Origin of the sequence: Flavobacterium sp. N3904 (genome assembly GCF_025947305.1) — a bacterium.
In the GTDB taxonomy this organism is placed as follows: Bacteria; Bacteroidota; Bacteroidia; order Flavobacteriales; family Flavobacteriaceae; genus Flavobacterium.
The window spans coordinates 3,043,581-3,061,376 of sequence record NZ_CP110009.1; the positions used below are offsets into that span (position 1 = coordinate 3,043,581).

7 protein-coding genes are annotated in these 17,796 nt (G+C 30.5%); 6 read left to right on the forward strand and 1 reads right to left on the reverse strand.

Features of this window, described 5'->3' with window-relative positions:
• Positions 1–44 precede the first annotated feature (44 nt).
• The 6 genes from rpsA to OLM57_RS12935 all read left to right on the forward strand — a co-directional run bounded on the left by rpsA (position 45) and on the right by OLM57_RS12935 (position 14,345).
• Positions 45–1,823: a 30S ribosomal protein S1 gene (gene rpsA / locus OLM57_RS12910; RefSeq protein ID WP_264564104.1), complete on the forward strand. Its 1,779-nt coding sequence runs from the start codon at positions 45–47 to the stop codon at positions 1,821–1,823.
• 131 nt (positions 1,824–1,954) lie between these two features.
• Entirely contained in the window at positions 1,955–4,585 is a 2,631-nt protein-coding gene (locus tag OLM57_RS12915; RefSeq protein ID WP_264564105.1) for a leucine-rich repeat domain-containing protein, read from the forward strand.
• A 149-nt stretch (positions 4,586–4,734) separates the two neighbouring features.
• A complete protein-coding gene (locus tag OLM57_RS12920; protein ID WP_264564106.1) occupies positions 4,735–6,885 on the forward strand; it encodes a T9SS type A sorting domain-containing protein in 2,151 nt (716 codons plus the stop codon).
• 171 nt (positions 6,886–7,056) lie between these two features.
• Positions 7,057–9,273 (forward strand): leucine-rich repeat domain-containing protein, encoded by a 2,217-nt coding sequence (locus OLM57_RS12925; protein ID WP_264564107.1) that lies wholly within the window; start codon positions 7,057–7,059, stop codon positions 9,271–9,273.
• A 6-nt stretch (positions 9,274–9,279) separates the two neighbouring features.
• Complete coding sequence (locus OLM57_RS12930) at positions 9,280–11,805, forward strand: T9SS type A sorting domain-containing protein (protein ID WP_264564108.1); 2,526 nt, start codon at positions 9,280–9,282, stop codon at positions 11,803–11,805.
• 11 nt (positions 11,806–11,816) lie between these two features.
• Positions 11,817–14,345, forward strand: coding sequence for a T9SS type A sorting domain-containing protein (locus tag OLM57_RS12935; protein ID WP_264564109.1), 2,529 nt, complete (start codon positions 11,817–11,819; stop codon positions 14,343–14,345).
• 186 nt (positions 14,346–14,531) lie between these two features.
• Here the strand turns inward: OLM57_RS12935 and OLM57_RS12940 are convergent, their stop codons facing one another.
• Positions 14,532–17,651, reverse strand: a complete 3,120-nt coding sequence (locus OLM57_RS12940; RefSeq protein WP_264564110.1) for a T9SS type B sorting domain-containing protein — start codon at positions 17,649–17,651, stop codon at positions 14,532–14,534.
• Positions 17,652–17,796: the final 145 nt, after the last annotated feature.

Consider the following 17,796-nt stretch of genomic DNA (forward strand, 5'->3'; position numbering starts at 1 on the left):
ATGAAGAAACTCGAGAAAAAACAGAATACAAATTTTTTATCAGCATGTCTGAACAATTAAAATCACAAGAAGAGTTTTTAGCAAATTTTAACTGGCATAACTTCGAAGAAGGTATCGATGCAGTAGATGAGAAAAACTTATTGGAATTCGAAGAACTAGTATCAAAAACTTTTATTGCAACTGACCAAGAAGAAGTAGTTGAAGGAGTAGTTGTAAGAATCACAGATAGAGACGTTATCGTTGATATCAACGCAAAATCGGAAGGTGTTATTTCATTAAACGAATTCCGTTACAACCCAGCTTTAAAAGTAGGTGATAAAGTAGAAGTATTAATTGACATCCGTGAGGACAAAACTGGTCAATTGGTATTATCTCACAGAAAAGCACGTACTATCAAATCTTGGGATAGAGTTATTTCGGCTAACGAAACAGGAGAAATCGTTAATGGTTTTGTAAAATGCAGAACTAAAGGTGGTATGATTGTTGACGTTTTCGGAATCGAAGCTTTCTTACCAGGATCTCAAATTGATGTTAAGCCAATTAGAGACTACGATGTATATGTAAACAAAATGATGGAATTCAAAGTGGTAAAAATCAACCACGAATTCAAAAATGTTGTTGTTTCTCATAAAGCGCTTATTGAAGCGGATATTGAAGTACAGAAAAAAGAAATCATCGGTCAATTACAAAAAGGACAAGTATTAGAAGGTGTTGTTAAAAACATTACTTCTTATGGTGTGTTTATTGACTTAGGTGGTGTTGACGGATTAATTCACATTACTGACCTTTCTTGGAGTCGTATTAACCACCCAAGTGAAGTTCTTGAATTAGACCAAAAATTAAACGTTGTAATCCTTGATTTCGATGATGAGAAAACAAGAATTCAATTAGGATTGAAACAATTGAACGCTCACCCATGGGATGCTTTGAACGCTGATTTAAAAATTGGTGACAAAGTAAACGGTAAAGTAGTTGTAATCGCTGATTACGGTGCATTTATCGAAGTTGCTGAAGGTGTTGAAGGTTTAATCCACGTTTCTGAAATGTCATGGTCAACTCATTTACGTTCTGCTCAAGATTTCGTAAAAGTTGGAGATGTTGTTGAGGCTGTTATCTTAACTTTAGATAGAGATGACCGTAAAATGTCATTAGGTATCAAACAATTGACTCAAGATCCTTGGACTGATATCACTGCTAAATACCCAGTAGGTTCTAAACATACAGGTATCGTTAGAAACTTTACAAACTTTGGAATTTTCGTAGAATTAGAAGAAGGAATTGATGGATTAATCTACATTTCTGACTTATCTTGGACTAAGAAAATCAAACACCCATCTGAATTTGTAAATGTTGGTGAAAAACTTGACGTAGTTGTGTTAGAATTAGATGTTGACGGACGTAAATTATCTTTAGGTCACAAACAAACTACTGCTAATCCTTGGGATCAATATGAAGATTCTTTCGCAGTTGGAACTATCCACACAGGTGAAATTTCTGAAATTGTTGACAAAGGAGCTACTGTAGAATTCGGAGATGATATCGTTGCTTTCATTCCTACTCGTCACCTTGAAAAAGAAGATGGTAAGAAATTGAAAAAAGGAGATTCTGCTGATTTCAAAGTAATTGAATTCAACAAAGAATTCAAAAGAGTAGTTGCATCTCACACTGCTATCTTCCGTGAAGAAGAAGAGAAAAACGTGAAAGCTGCAACTGAAAATACTTCATCTGCATCTACTACAAATGCACCAGCTGCAACTTTAGGAGATAATAATGATGTATTGGCTGCATTGAAAGCTAAAATGGAAAAATCAGAGAAAAAATAATTTCTTGATTTTTTGAATATAGAAAGCCCCACAGCAATGTGGGGCTTTTTTTGTGATTATTTTATTTTTTTTAATAAGAAAAAATGCTATCTAAATACAAAAGTATATATTTGTTTTCTAAATATTTACTTATGAAAAAAATCTACTTTTTGGTATTGGCTTTTTGTTTTTTTAATGGATTGAATGCGCAGATTATTAATTTTCCGGATGCTAATTTTAAAGCGAAGTTGTTGGCTGCAAATTCTAGTAATACAATTGCATCAACACAAACACCGATTTATAGAGCTAGTAATGGTGTTTGGGTAGTTTCTTCTTATCATACGATCGATACCAATAACAATGGCGAAATTGAAGTTAGCGAAGCACTTACTATAAAAAAATTAGATGTTGGTGGAGCGTCAATAAGTGATTTAACTGGTATTGAAAAATTTGCAAATCTGATTTATTTGAGTTGTCGTGCTAATCAATTAACTGGCTTAAATGTTTCAAGTTTAATTAATTTAAAAAGTTTAAATTGTAGTTCTAGTCAATTACCAAGTTTAAATATTTCGGGTTTGACTAATTTACAAGAATTACATTGTGATTCTAACCAATTGACAAGTTTGAGTGTTTTAGGTTTAACTAATTTGCGAACTTTATATTGTCCAAATAATCAATTATCCAGTTTAAATGTTTCAGGATTAAATAATTTAAAAGAATTCTCTTGTAACAACAATCAATTGTCTAGTTTAAATGTTTCGAATTTATTTAACCTGCAAAATTTGAATTGCTATTCCAATCGATTACCTAGTTTAAATGTTTCTGGTTGTATTAATTTGCTAAAGTTAGAATGTTTTTTTAACGAATTGTCTAGTTTAAGTTTTTTAGGTTGTAATAATTTACAAGAGATTAACTGTAATTCTAATCAACTATCTAGTTTAAATGTTTCGAATTTAACTAAATTACAAGTTTTGACTTGTATTGGTAATCAATTAACAAGCTTGAATGTTACAGGTTGTACAAATTTAGAAAATTTGCATTGTTATCAAAATCAATTGGTTGATTTGGATCTTTCAGGTTTAACCACTTTGACAGATTTGCGATGTCCTAATAATAAGTTGTCGAGTTTAAATGTTTCAAATTTAACTAATTTAACTTATTTGATTTGTGAGTATAATCAATTAACAAGTTTGAATGTTTCGGATTTGACAAATATGCAGGTTTTGAGTTGTCAAAATAATCAACTAACAAGTTTATTTATTAAAAGCAATAATTTAAGATGGGTAACCTTAGATTTTCAAAACAATGATAATTTAAAGTATGTTTGTGCAGATGAAGAAGATGTAACCTTAATACAGAATAAAATTAATCAATACGGTTATTCAGCTACTTGTCACGTAAATGCTTATTGTACTTTTGTTCCTGGAGGCACTTTTTATAAGATCCAAGGCAGTACTCGTTTAGATACAAATAAAAACGGTTGTGATGCTCTAGATACTGTTTACCCAAATCTAAAATTAAGTATTACAGACGGTAAAACAACTGGAAATTTCATTTCAAATGCTTCGGGTGACTACTCCATTCCAGTTCAGGCAGGAAATCATATTATAACTCCAGTTTTAGAAAATCCAACCTATTTTACTATTTCTCCAACTTTGGTAAATGTTACCTTCCCAACTGATGCAAGCCCTTTTACTCAAAATTTTTGTGTTACTGCAAATGGCTTGCATCCGGATTTAGAGCTTTTACTTATACCAATTGATAGAGCAAGACCTGGCTTTGATTCAAAGTATAAATTGGTGTATAAAAACAAAGGGAATATAGTACAATCAGGAACTGTAAATTTGGCTTTTGATGATGCTGTTTTGGATGTAGTGGTTTCGAATCCTATAGTTTCTAGTCAAAACACAAATAGTTTATCTTGGAATTTCTCCGATTTAAAGCCTTTTGAAACTCGTGAAATTACTTTTACTTTAAATGTAAATGGTCCAATGGAAGTACCTGCGGTAAATGCGGGGGATATTCTACATTATACTGCCACAGTAAACTCAGCTGATGTTGATGAAAATCCAAATGATAATATGTTTGTTTTTAATCATACAGTTGTAGGCTCTTTAGATCCAAATGACAAAACGTGTTTAGAAGGTGATGTTATTACTCCTAGCTTAATAGGCGAATATGTTCATTATTTAATTCGTTTTGAAAATACTGGAACTTTTCCAGCTCAAAATATTGTAGTAAAAGATATGATTGATTTATCAAAATTTGATATTTCGACTTTGGTTCCTACCGATGCCAGCCATTCGTACATCATTAAAATTTCTGAAGGCAATAAAGTAGAATTTATCTTTGAAAATATCAATCTTCCTTTTGATGATGCCAACAATGATGGTTTTATTGCATTTAAAATAAAAACGAAACCTACATTGGTTGTAGGTGATTCATTTGATAACGAAGCTAACATCTATTTTGATTATAATTTTCCTGTATTGACCAATAAAGCTACATCTACTTTTAAAACTTTAGGAACACAAGATTTTGAGTTTTCTAATTATTTTAAAGTGTATCCAATTCCAGCGTATGAAGTTTTAAACATTTCTGCAATTCAGAATATCGAAATTCAATCCATTGCTGTTTATGACATTTTAGGACAAATGGTACTTGCACTTCCTAAATTAAAAGATACCTCAAAAATTGATGTATCTAATTTAAGAACGGGTAATTATTTTATAAATATAAAATCAGACAAAGGAAGTTCAAGTATAAAATTTATTAAAAACTAAATTAAAAAATTATTTCTTTAATTTTTTGAATATAGAAAGCTCCACAGCAATGTGGGCTTTTTTTTGTGGTTATTTTTTTATTTTTTTTTAATAAGAAAAAGTGTTAAATAATTTCAAAAGTATATATTTGCTTTTCTAAATATTTACTTATGAAAAAAATCTACTTTTTTGTATTGTCTTTTTGTTTTTTTAATGGTTTGAATGCACAGGTTATAAATTTTCCGGATGTGAATTTTAAAGCACAATTAGTAGATTCGGATGGATATTATTCTAATATAGGATATAATTCAGATTATCAATCAATAAGAATTGATGCTAATTTTAATGGTGAAATTGAGGTTAGTGAAGCTTTGAATATTTATGGTTTGGATCTTGAATCTTTTTCAAACATTTCCGACTTAACTGGTATTGAATATTTTTCAAATTTATTTTTTTTAAATTGTAATTATAATAAAATAAAATCGTTAAATCTCAATGGTTTGTCAAACTTAAATTATTTAAGATGTACAAACAATCTATTAACTTCTTTAGATGTACGTAGTAATAAGAATTTATATTTATTAGAATGTGCTAGCAACGAAATCATTTCATTACAAATAGAAAATTTATCCAAACTTACTGAACTAGTGTGTTATAACAATAAACTTACTTCACTTGATTTAACAGGCCTTATAAATATTAATAAGATAGATTGTTCTGGAAACCAGATTAACTCATTAGATTTCAGTAGTTTAGATAATATTCGACAAGTCATTTGTGTTAATAATAATTTAACAGCACTGAATCTTAAAAATGGGCATATAGATTCAATTGCTTTTTACGGTAATCCTAATCTAAAATACATATGTACAGATGAAGAAGAAGTAACAGCTATTGAAAAATTAAAAAATGACTTAGGGTATGCAACGTGTAATATAAATACATATTGTTCTTTTAATCCTGGAGGAGTCAATTATATAATTAATGGTACACAAAAATATGACGGTAATAAAAATGGTTGTGATGTGTCAGATTTACCAGCCGCAAATATAAAATTTATTATTTCAGATGGAACGGAAACAGGAACTGTAATCACTAATGATTCCGGTAATTATTCTATTAAAGTTAAAGAAGGGACTTATACAATTACTCCAATAATAGAAAACCCAAATTATTTTTCAATTTTTCCAACTTCTTTTAATGTTACCTTTCCAACAGGCGCAAGTCCTTTCATACAAGATTTTTGTATAACACCAACTGCTTCGCATAAAGATCTGGAGATTACTTTAATTCCTCTAGGAGTAGCAAGGCCAGGTTTTGATACGGATTATAAATTGGTTTACAAAAACAAGGGTAATGTTGCACAATCAGGAACTGTAAATTTGGCTTTTGATGATGCTGTTTTAGATTTAGTAATTTCAAATCCTGTAGTTTCTAGTCAAAATGCAAATAATTTATCTTGGAATTTCATTAATTTAAAACCATTTGAAACTCGAGAAATTACTTTTACTTTAAATGTAAATAGTCCGATGGAAACTCCAGCAGTTAATAGTGGAGCCATTTTGCATTATAGTGCTACAATAAACTCATCAGACACAGACGAAATTCCAAGTGACAATACATTTGTTTTTGACCACAAAGTCGTCGGTTCATTCGATCCAAATGACAAAACGTGTTTAGAAGGCGATATTATTACTCCTAGCCTAATTGGCGAATATGTTCATTATTTAATTCGTTTTGAAAATACAGGAAATTATCCCGCACAGAATATTGTTGTAAAAGATATGATTGACTTGTCAAAATTTGATATTTCGACTTTGGTCCCAACCGATGCCAGTCATTCCTATACCACTAAAATTTCTGAAGGCAATAAAGTGGAGTTTATTTTAGAAAATGTTAATCTTCCTTTTGATGATGCAAGTAATGATGGTTATGTTGCTTTTAAAATAAAAACGAAACCTACATTGGTTGTAGGTGATTCATTTGATAACGAAGCTAACATCTATTTTGATTATAATTTTCCTGTATTGACCAATAAAGCTACATCTACTTTTAAAACTTTAGGAACACAAGATTTTGAGTTTTCTAATTATTTTAAAGTGTATCCAATTCCAGCGTATGAAGTTTTAAACATTTCTGCAATTCAGAATATCGAAATTCAATCCATTGCTGTTTATGACATTTTAGGACAAATGGTACTTGCACTTCCTAATTTAAAAGATACATCAAAAATTGATGTGTCTCATTTAAGTACGGGTAATTATTTTATAAATATAAAATCAGACAAAGGAAGTTCAAGTCTGAAATTTATTAAAAAGTAAGTTTAAAGAAATCTGAGAAAAAATAATTTCTTGATTTTTTGAATATAGAAATCCCCATCACGTTTTTTACAGCGAGATGGGGATTTTTTTATGAATATTTTAATTTTTTTAACAAGAAAAAATGCTTACTAAATTCAAAAAGTATATATTTGCTTTTCTAAATATTTACTTATGAAAAAAATCTACTTTTTGTTTTTGGCTTTTTGTTTTTTTAATTGTTTGTGCGCACAGGTTATTAATTTTCCCGATGCAAATTTTAAGAACGCATTAATAGCATCCAATGAAACGAATATTTTAAGAGCCCAAGATGAATTTAAGAACTATATAAAAATTGACTCAAACAATGATGGAGAGATTGATGTGGATGAAGCTTCGATTGTTGTTTATTTATATCTTGGATTGTCATCAATTTCATCTTTAGAGGGAATTTCAAATTTTCCCAATCTTATTTACCTGCAATGTTCTAATAATTCTATTTCATCACTGGAAGTAAACTCCCTAACTAAACTTGAAGAACTTTATTGTAATGATAATCTGCTTACATCTTTAGATGTTAGTGCCTTAAAAAATATTAAAACTTTATATGTGAGCAACAATAAAATTGAAACACTCAATTTCGATGGTTTAATGAACTTGGAATTTTTAATGTTCGATGGAAATAAAATAAAATCATTAGATATCAGCAGTTTTCCAAATTTAATTGGATTAGCGTGCGGTCGAAACGAACTTACTTCAATAAAGGTCGGTTCTTTAAAGGAAATGTTATTTTTGTATTGCAGTGATAATCAATTAACTACATTAGATTTGACTGGTTTACCAAAACTTAATTCTTTTGAATGTGACAATAATCAACTACTTACTTCATTATTTCTAAAAAATGGGATAAATGAACCCTATATGACTTTCAGAAGCACTCCAAATTTGGAGTATATATGTATTGATGATTCACAATTCACTGAAGTTCAAAAGCTAGTTTCTCAATATAATTACACTAATTGCCAAATTAATTCCTATTGTTCTTTTAATCCTGGAGGAATCTATTATACTGTTGATGGAAATAGTAGATTTGATAGTAATTCTAATGGGTGTGACGCATCTGATTTCAATTATTCAAATTTAAATTTTAATATAACTGATGGTACTCATAGTGGAAATTTTATATCAGACACATCAGGAAATTATTCTATGTCTGTTCAAGAGGGAACTCATACTATTACTCCAATTCTAGAAAACCCATCTTATTATAGCGTTTCACCAACTTCTATAACTGTAAATTTTCCAACACAATCAAGTCCATTTACTCAATATTTTTGTATTACTCCAAATGGCATTCATAACGATTTAGAAATAACTATTTTGCCAATAGCTCCTGCAAGGCCGGGTTTTGACGTAACTTATAAAATTATTTATAAAAATGAAGGTACAAGTGTTCAATCAGGTTCAGTTTCTCTGAGTTTTAATGATGCCGTTTTAGATTTTATTACTGCTGTACCTATAGTAAATAGCCAAGTTACGGACAAACTAACTTGGGATTACACCAATTTGCGACCTCTTGAAAGTCGCGTAATAACGGTTACTTTGAACGTTAATTCGCCTATGGGAACTCCCGCAGTAAATATTGGAGATCGTTTGAGTTTTAATGCAATAGTCACACCTGTAATGGGTGATGAAAAACCAGTTGACAATGTTGCGGCTTTGCGCCAAATTGTGGTAGGTTCTTTAGACCCGAATGACAAAACTTGTTTAGAAGGCGATGTTATTACTCCAAGTTTAATAGGCGAATATGTGAATTACTTAATTCGTTTTGAAAATACTGGAACTTATCCTGCTCAAAACATTGTTGTAAAAGATATGATTGACTTGTCAAAATTTGATATTTCGACTTTGGTTCCAACAAGTTCCAGTCATTCCTATACCACTAAAATTTCTGATGGCAATAAAGTGGAGTTTATTTTTGAAAATGTTAATCTTCCTTTTGATGATGCCAACAATGATGGTTTTATTGCATTTAAAATCAAAACAAAACCAACTTTGGCAGTAGGGGATTCCTTTGAGAATGAAGCAAACATCTATTTTGATTATAATTTTCCTGTTTTGACCAATAGAGCTACATCTACTTTTAAAACTTTGGGAACACAGGATTTTGAATTTTCTAATTATTTTAGTGTATATCCAAGTCCCACAAATGATATTTTGAATATAGGAATGAAAAATTCTATCGAAATTGAATCTATAGCTGTTTATGATATTTTGGGGCAATTGGTTCTAGCGATTCCTGATGCTCAAAAGGTCTCCACAATTGATGTTTCCAAATTAAATATTGGGAATTATTTCTTGAGAATGAAGACCAATAAAGGAATTTCAAGCATGAAGTTTATCAAACAATAAGTACTTATGAAAAAAATATACTTTTTGCTTATTGGAATCATGACTTTTAGTGGGGTTAGTGCTCAAATTATTAATATTCCTGATGCCAATTTTAAGGCGAAATTATTAAGCTCTAATGAAAATAGTTTTGTTGCTGTAGACGTTGTAGGCAATAAAATTAGAATTGATATTAATAATAACAATGAAATTGAAATTAATGAAGCTTTACTTGTTAGTGGATTAAATATTGATTCTGCAAATATTTCTAATTTGACAGGACTTGAAAACTTTAATAATCTTGAAACATTGCAATGTCTTGGTAATTTAGTAACTGATTTAGATGCGTCCAAATTAAGTAATCTTAAAGCGTTATATTGTTATAATAATAGACTACTAAGCATAAATGTGGTTGGATTAGAAAACTTAGAAACACTTGAAATTGGTAATAATCCACTGTCAGAAATAAATTTAAATGGACTGAAAAGGCTTAAAACGTTAAATTGTTATAGTTGCAATTTGATTAATTTAAATTTAGACGGATTAAGTAATCTTGAATTTTTAAATTGTATTAATAATCAATTAATAAATATAAATACTTCTGGGACTGTCAATTTAAAAGATATAAGATGTGAAAATAATAAATTGGGGAGTGTAAATATTTCTGAATGTATTAATCTTGAAGTTTTTGATTGTAATAACAATCAAATTGAAAGTTTAAATATGAATGGTTTGGTGCATATGACAACATTAATTTGTAACGATAATCAATTAACCACTATGAGTCTAATCGGCTTATCAAATGTTGTTTATTTGAAATGTTTTAATAATAATATTCAAAGTTTAGATTTAACCCCTTTAAAAAATCTTGTTTATTTATATTGCAATAATAATAAATTGACTAGTTTAGATTTAACAGGATTGAGCAAATTATTATTTATACACTGTGAAGAAAATCAATTAACAACTTTAGATTTATCTAGTGTTGCATATATATATGATTTATTATGTGTTAATAATAAATTAGTATCACTTAATTTAAAGAATGGGAGCTCTGATAGCCAACTGCTTTTTGGGCAGAATCCAGATTTAAAATTTATCTGTATTGATGAAAGTCAGACTGAGTATGTCACTTTATTGATGAATATATTTGGTATAAAAAATTGTGCTATAAATTCTTACTGTTCCTTCACACCAGGAGGAATTTACTATACGACTCAAGGAAATAGTAAAGTGGATATTGACAATAATGGATGTGATAATAATGATTTCAATTATTCAAATTTAAACTTGAAGATAACAGATGGTATACATAGTGGAAATTTTATTTCTGACACATCAGGAAATTATTCCATTCCTGTTCAAGAAGGAACGCATACTATTACTCCAATTATAGAAAATCCTACTTATTTTACAGTTTCACCATCTTCAGTAACTGTAACTTTTTCATCACAAACAAGTCCATTTACTCAAGATTTTTGTATCACTCCAAATGGTATTCATAATGATTTAGAAATAACTATTTTGCCAACAGCTCCAGCAAGACCAGGTTTTGACGCAACCTATAAAATTATTTATAAAAATAAAGGAACGAGTGTTCAATCAGGATCGGTTTCTTTAAGTTTTAATGAAGCTGTTTTAGATTATATTATTGCTGTACCTTTAGTAAATAGCCAAGTTAAGGACAAACTAACTTGGGATTACACCAATTTGCAACCTTATGAGAGCCGAGAAGTAACAGTCATTTTAAACGTCAATTCGCCTATGGAAACTCCCGCTGTGAATATTGGAGATCGTTTGAGTTTTAATGCATTGATTACACCTGTAACAGGTGATGAAAAGCCGGTAGACAATGCCGCGGCTTTGCGCCAAAGTGTGGTAGGTTCTTTTGATCCGAATGACAAAACCTGTTTGGAAGGAGATATTATTACTCCAAGTTTAATTGGTGAATACGTGAATTATTTGATTCGTTTTGAGAATACGGGAACTTATCCAGCCGAAAATATTGTGGTAAAAGATATGATTGATCTGTCAAAATTTGATATTTCGACTTTGGTTCCTACCAAATCCAGTCATGATTTTGTGACCAAAATATCAGATGGAAACAAAGTGGAGTTTATTTTCGAAAAGATCAATCTTCCTTTTGATGATGCCAATAATGACGGATATATTGCTTTCAAAATAAAAACTTTGCCAACACTTGCAGTTGGTGATTCTTTTGAAAACGAAGCAAACATCTATTTTGATTATAATTTTCCTATTCTGACCAATAAAGCTACATCTACTTTTAAAACTTTGGGAACACAGGATTTTGAATTTTCTAATTATTTTAGTGTATATCCAAGTCCCGCAAATGATATTTTGAATATAGGAATGAAAAATTCGATTGAGGTAGAATCTATAGCTGTTTATGATATTTTGGGGCAATTGGTTATAGCGGTTCCTGATGCTCAAAAGGTCTCCACAATTGATGTTTCTAAACTGATTACAGGTACTTACTTTTTGAAAATGAAAACGAGTAAAGGAACTTCAAGCGTGAAGTTTATCAAACAATAAGAATTATACTTATGAAAAAAATATACTTTTTACTTATTGGAATTTTCTCTTTTAGTGGGGTTTATGCTCAAGCAATTGATATTCCTGATGCAAATTTTAAGTTTTGGTTATTATACGCAGATACAGACAATACAATAGCTAAAGATGTTAATGGGAACAATATTAATATTGATTTAAATAATAATAATCAAATTGAAATTGCTGAAGCGTTAAACGTCTATACTCTTGATCTTAGAAATAAAGCTATAAATGATTTAACAGGAATTTCATTCTTTACAAATTTAATAGTTTTAAATTGTCAAGAAAATTCTATCACAAACTTAGATGTTTCTACATTGAATCATCTTAAAGGTTTATATTGTATTTACAGTAATGTTACTAATTTAAATGTAAGCGGACTAATTTATCTAGAAAATCTAGAAATTTCTCAAAACAGTTTAACAATATTAAATTTAAATAATCTTGTAAGCCTTAAACATTTAAGTTGTGCGAATAATAATCTTTCAGCTGTTGATTTATCAGGATTAACAAGTTTAGAATCAATTATACTTTTAAATAATAAAATAAAGACTGCTCAAATTGATGGATTAAAAAAACTTGAATCTATTGATATTTCAACTAATGAATTAACTGAATTAAATTTATCAGGATTAAATAATCTAAAGGCATTAAATTGTCGAGAAAATAAATTGTTAGAGTTAGATTTATCAACAACACCCAATTTAATTGATTTATATTGTTCTGGTAATGATCTTACAGATTTAGATTTAAAAGGCCTAAAAATCGAAAAGCTGTTTTGTGATGGAAATAATTTAAATAATCTTGATTTGAAAGGAATTGAGACTATTCAATATTTGGATTGTGGGTTTAATAAATTAACAAATCTTGATTTGACAGATCAAATAAATTTAAATTATTTAGATTGCACTCACACCTCTTTAAAAGAGTTAAATCTTAATAATTGTACTAAATTGTATGAGTTAAACTGTGGGTTTAATGATCAATTAAATGTTTTGTTTATTAAAAATAATGTTTTTTCATATGACTATTCTTTTTCACCATGTCCAAATCTCAAATTTATTTGTACTACAGATGAACTTATAGAACATTATAAATGGATTATTGGAACTAGTCTTGATCTTTCTAATTTGGAAATTAATTCCTACTGTTCATTTGTTCCCGGTGGTACTTTTTATAATATTCAAGGAAACAGCAAACTAGATACAAATAATAATGGATGTGATGCATTTGATTTCAATTATCTAAATTTAAAATTGAAGGTAACAGATGGTATACATAGTGGAAATTTTATTTCTGACACATCAGGAAATTATTCCATTCCTGTTCAAGAAGGAACGCATACTATTACTCCAATTTTAGAAAATCCTACTTATTTTGCCATTTCGCCATCTTCAATAAGTATTACTTTTCCAACTCAATCAAGTCCATTTGTGCAAGATTTTTGTATCACTCCAAATGGTATTCATAATGATTTAGAAATTACTATTTTGCCAACAGCTCCAGCAAGACCAGGTTTTGACGCGACCTATAAAATTATTTATAAAAATAAAGGAAATAGTGTCCAATCAGGATCCGTTTCTTTAAGTTTTAATGAAGCTGTTTTAGATTATATTATTGCTGTACCTTTAGTAAATAGCCAAGTTAAGGACAAACTAACTTGGGATTACACCAATTTGCAACCTTTTGAAAGTCGCGAAATAACAGTCATTTTAAACGTCAATTCACCTATGGAAACTCCCGCAGTGAATAATGGAGATCGTTTAAGTTTTAATGCATTGATTACACCTGTAACAGGTGATGAAAAGCCGGTAGACAATGCCGCGGCTTTGCGCCAAAGTGTGGTAAGTTCTTTTGATCCGAATGACAAAACCTGTTTGGAAGGAGATATTATTACTCCAAGTTTAATTGGTGAATACGTGAATTATTTGATTCGTTTTGAGAATACGGGAACTTATCCAGCCGAAAATATTGTGATAAAAGATATGATTGATCTGTCAAAATTTGATATTTCGACTTTGGTTCCTACCAAATCCAGTCATGATTTTGTGACCAAAATATCAGATGGAAACAAAGTCGAGTTTATTTTCGAAAAGATCAATCTTCCTTTTGATGATGCCAATAATGACGGCTATATTGCTTTCAAAATAAAAACTTTGCCAACACTTGCAGTTGGTGATTCTTTTGAAAACGAAGCAAACATCTATTTTGATTATAATTTTCCTATTCTGACCAATAAAGCTACATCTACTTTTAAAACTTTGGGAACACAGGATTTTGAATTTTCTAATTATTTTAGTGTATATCCAAGTCCTGCCAATGATATTTTGAATATAGGAATGAAAAATTCGATTGAGGTAGAATCTATAGCTGTTTATGATATTTTGGGGCAATTGGTTATAGCGGTTCCTAGTGCTCAAAAAGTTTCAACAATTGATATTTCTAAACTGATTACAGGTACTTACTTTTTGAAAATGAAGACCAATAAAGGAGCTTCGACTGTGAAATTTATAAAAAAATAAAAGGCTAGAATTAAAATTTTAGCTGCTTGGATTGTTTGAAGTAGTTTTTTTTATGAGATCGAAAAAGTCTATGTTAGCCCAGATTGAAGCAAGTATGCTTTTGTGCCGGTGTTCGGAAAAAAAAATACTGTGGAAAGCAGGAGAGGAGTTGATTAAAAATCGGATGATGTGCTCCAAAAAAATAAATTATCTCTTTAGCGCAAAATGAGATTTAAACTCTTTTGTGATTCCATTTTCAGTAAAGTTTACTTTAAACCAATAATCGGTTGAGGGCAAAGGATATCCGTTGTAGGATCCATCCCATCCAAGAACAGCAGAATTGATTTGCTTTAGCAGTTTCCCGTAACGGTCGAAAATATAAATTACTGGATTGGATTGGGGTTCAAATCCAATGATATTCCAAGTGTCATTATAACCATCACCGTTCGGAGTAAAGAATTTTGGATATCCCAATACTATAATTTTTTTGCTTAAATTGGTACAACCACTAGTGTCTCTAATATTTATTGTATGCGTTCCTGCCGAAACTTCAGAGAAAATAGTTGAAGTTTGAAATGTTCCGTTGTCAAGTTGGTATTCATAATTTCCATTTCCTTGCAGAATTTGAATCGTAATCGTTGCATCGTTATTAAAACTGGTGGTTTGTATTATGTCAAAAGTGGCTGAATTTGAAAAAGTTTCTATAACGGTAGCTTCGGTTACCGATGACGAACAATTTGTAGTTTTATTGGTGGCAATAACGGAATAGGTTCCTTTTTCGGATGTTTTCAAAGTACTGCTAATTGAATTGTTGATAGGATTTCTATTCAAAAACCATTTAAAATTATAATCGGCATTATTTAATCTTGAATCTAACGTATAGGATTGAATAACTGCTTTTGTGTTTTTATCAATACAAATCATTCCGTTATCCAATAAAGGTATGGGTTTTGAGTGAATCGTAATTGTTAATTTGCCGGTATTGGAGCATTGAGCTGCATCTGGTATAAAGGTATATTCTGAAGTTGCCGAGTTATTTAAAATGGGTGACCAAGTTCCTGAAATACTGTTATTGGAGACTAAAGGAAGGGCAGCAAGTGTTTCTCCAGAACAAATAGGAGCTATTGGAGTAAATGTTGGAATTACTTTGGGATTAACAGGTATAGTGAATTTGGTAGTATTAGCACACTGACCCGCGTTTGGAGTAAAGGTATATTCTGTAGTTATCATATTATTTAAAGCTGGTGCCCAAATTCCCGAAATAGAATTGTTGGACAATAGTGGAAGAGCACTTAATGTTTCTCCCGAACAAATTGGATTAATTGGATTAAATGTTGGTGTTGTTTTGGGATTAACGTTAATAGTTAGTTTGATTGTATTAGCACACTGATCTGTATCTGGTGTAAAAGTGTATTCTGTAGTTATCAGATTATTAAAAGCCGGTGCCCAAATTCCCGAAATAGAATTGTTGGACAATAGCGGAAGAGCAGTTAATGTTTCTCCTATGCAAATTGGATCAATTGCAGCAAATGTTGGTGTTGTTTTGGGATTAACGTTTATAGTTAGTTTGGTTGTAGTAGCACATTGACCTGTGTCTGGTGTAAAAGTATATTCTGTAGTTATCACATTATTTAAAGCTGGTGACCAAATTCCTAAAATAGAATTGTTGGACAATACAGGAAGAGCTGGCAATGTTTCGCCAATGCAAATGGGAGTGATTGGAGTAAATGTTGGTGTTGTTTTTTGGGTTACGGTAATTGATCCATTTATGTTTACGCTTGCACCGCAGCCACCTGAGGTACTTATAGTGTAATTGAATATTCCTGAAACAGTTGCAATTCCTTTAATAGTAAATGTATTTCCAACTAAGCTGGTTGTTAAACCTGCTGGTAAACTTCCTGCAGTTATTGAGGCATTTGTAGCATCACCGCCAATTGTTAAAATTATATCTGAAATTGCTGTTTTTTCGCAAATTTGTTGCGAAACAGCTCCCTGTTTTAAAGACAATGTGGGCGTAGTTATACAAGTATCAAGTATACAGGATATTGAATTTGGACCAAAACATTCAGCAGGCGTACCTATTGGGGTAACAATTATTAAGACAGTTTCACCGGGAGCCACATTTGGAACAGTATACGAATATACTTTTCCAACAAATCCAACATTTACAGGTGTATTATTTCCTATTTTGTATTCAACAGAAAACTCAGCAGATCCTAAAGCCAACCAATCAAAAGTGATAGAATTTGAGGTTTTGGTGCCACAATAAAGAGAGGGAGACGCAATAGTACCAAATTGTATTTTTATATCATCAGAAACTGGGCATCCGATTCCAATTGGTGTCGCTTTCACACCATAAGTCCCAGATTGATTAACAATTATTTGAGGACCTGTTTCAAATGGAATTACCGCGCCATTGTATGTCCATTCATGTATAATCGAGGGATTTAATCCGGTTTTTAAAGTATAATTTGTTGTTGAACATATTTTTATGTCTTCTCCTAAATTAATTCCTGGAGAACTAAAACTAGCCCCTTCGATAAATACAGCCGAGTCATACAGATTATCGCCAACATTTGCTATAGCTAACTTGATATGATAGGTTTGTCCACATTGAACATCAGCATTTGCTGCCAAAAGTCCCGTAAAACCATCATATTGGATAGAAGTTCCTCCTTCATTATTCACATAATACGCACAATATTCACAAGGGCCAGCATTTGCATTTCCATTATTCAAATTATTAATGGATACAGGAAGAGTTGTACTTGGTATTAAAGCTATATTTTGTGCACTGCCAGTAAAAGGACCTGTTATTCCAGGACCACTCATAAAGAATCCAAAATTATCATTATAGGAGTCGTTTACAAATTCTGGATATTCATCTGAGGCAAAGACAAAATTAAAAGTCAATTTATTGCCTACCGGAATGAAATCAAATTCTAGAATAGCCACATTTTTGATAATTTGATTATTGGTCAAAATCGATAAATCGGCATCGCCTTCAAAGGTATTTGATGTTGGCAAAGTAGCTAAGGAACGATCATTAGGACCTTTGGCAATTATTGCATTTCCGGTGCTTAAAATAAGCCCGTTGTTTATGCCGATATTGGTAGTGGAGCCGTTTGAAAATTGTCCTATTTGATCGTTTATGGCATTTGCATTGGCAGACGAACCATTAAATTTTATATTCGAAATATTGATACCTTGTCCCAATAATACATTTTGAGCTAGTTGCAGTGGTGTTTGTGTCGTATTATCAACTACTAATTGTGCATTTATCACCCAATTGGAGATCATTAAAAGAACAAAAAATATCTTTTTCATTTATTACTTTAAGAGAATAATTTTATTTGAGCAAATATAATTAACCCATTGTAGATATTTTAGTTTTCTTACTAAATTATTAATAAAAATTAAAGCAGGAAATTGCTCTTACAAGAACATTAATTAGTTTAATATACTACATTTA

What these genes read in the sequence shown, in the direction of transcription:
- OLM57_RS12920 (WP_264564106.1), top strand. Translation starts at nt 4,735, where the DNA reads ATGAAAAAAATCTACTTTTTTGTATTGTCTTTTTGTTTTTTTAATGGT.
- OLM57_RS12940 (WP_264564110.1), bottom strand. Translation starts at nt 17,651, where the DNA reads ATGAAAAAGATATTTTTTGTTCTTTTAATGATCTCCAATTGGGTGATA.
- OLM57_RS12925 (WP_264564107.1), top strand. Translation starts at nt 7,057, where the DNA reads ATGAAAAAAATCTACTTTTTGTTTTTGGCTTTTTGTTTTTTTAATTGT.
- OLM57_RS12915 (WP_264564105.1), top strand. Translation starts at nt 1,955, where the DNA reads ATGAAAAAAATCTACTTTTTGGTATTGGCTTTTTGTTTTTTTAATGGA.
- OLM57_RS12930 (WP_264564108.1), top strand. Translation starts at nt 9,280, where the DNA reads ATGAAAAAAATATACTTTTTGCTTATTGGAATCATGACTTTTAGTGGG.
- OLM57_RS12935 (WP_264564109.1), top strand. Translation starts at nt 11,817, where the DNA reads ATGAAAAAAATATACTTTTTACTTATTGGAATTTTCTCTTTTAGTGGG.
- rpsA (WP_264564104.1), top strand. Translation starts at nt 45, where the DNA reads ATGTCTGAACAATTAAAATCACAAGAAGAGTTTTTAGCAAATTTTAAC.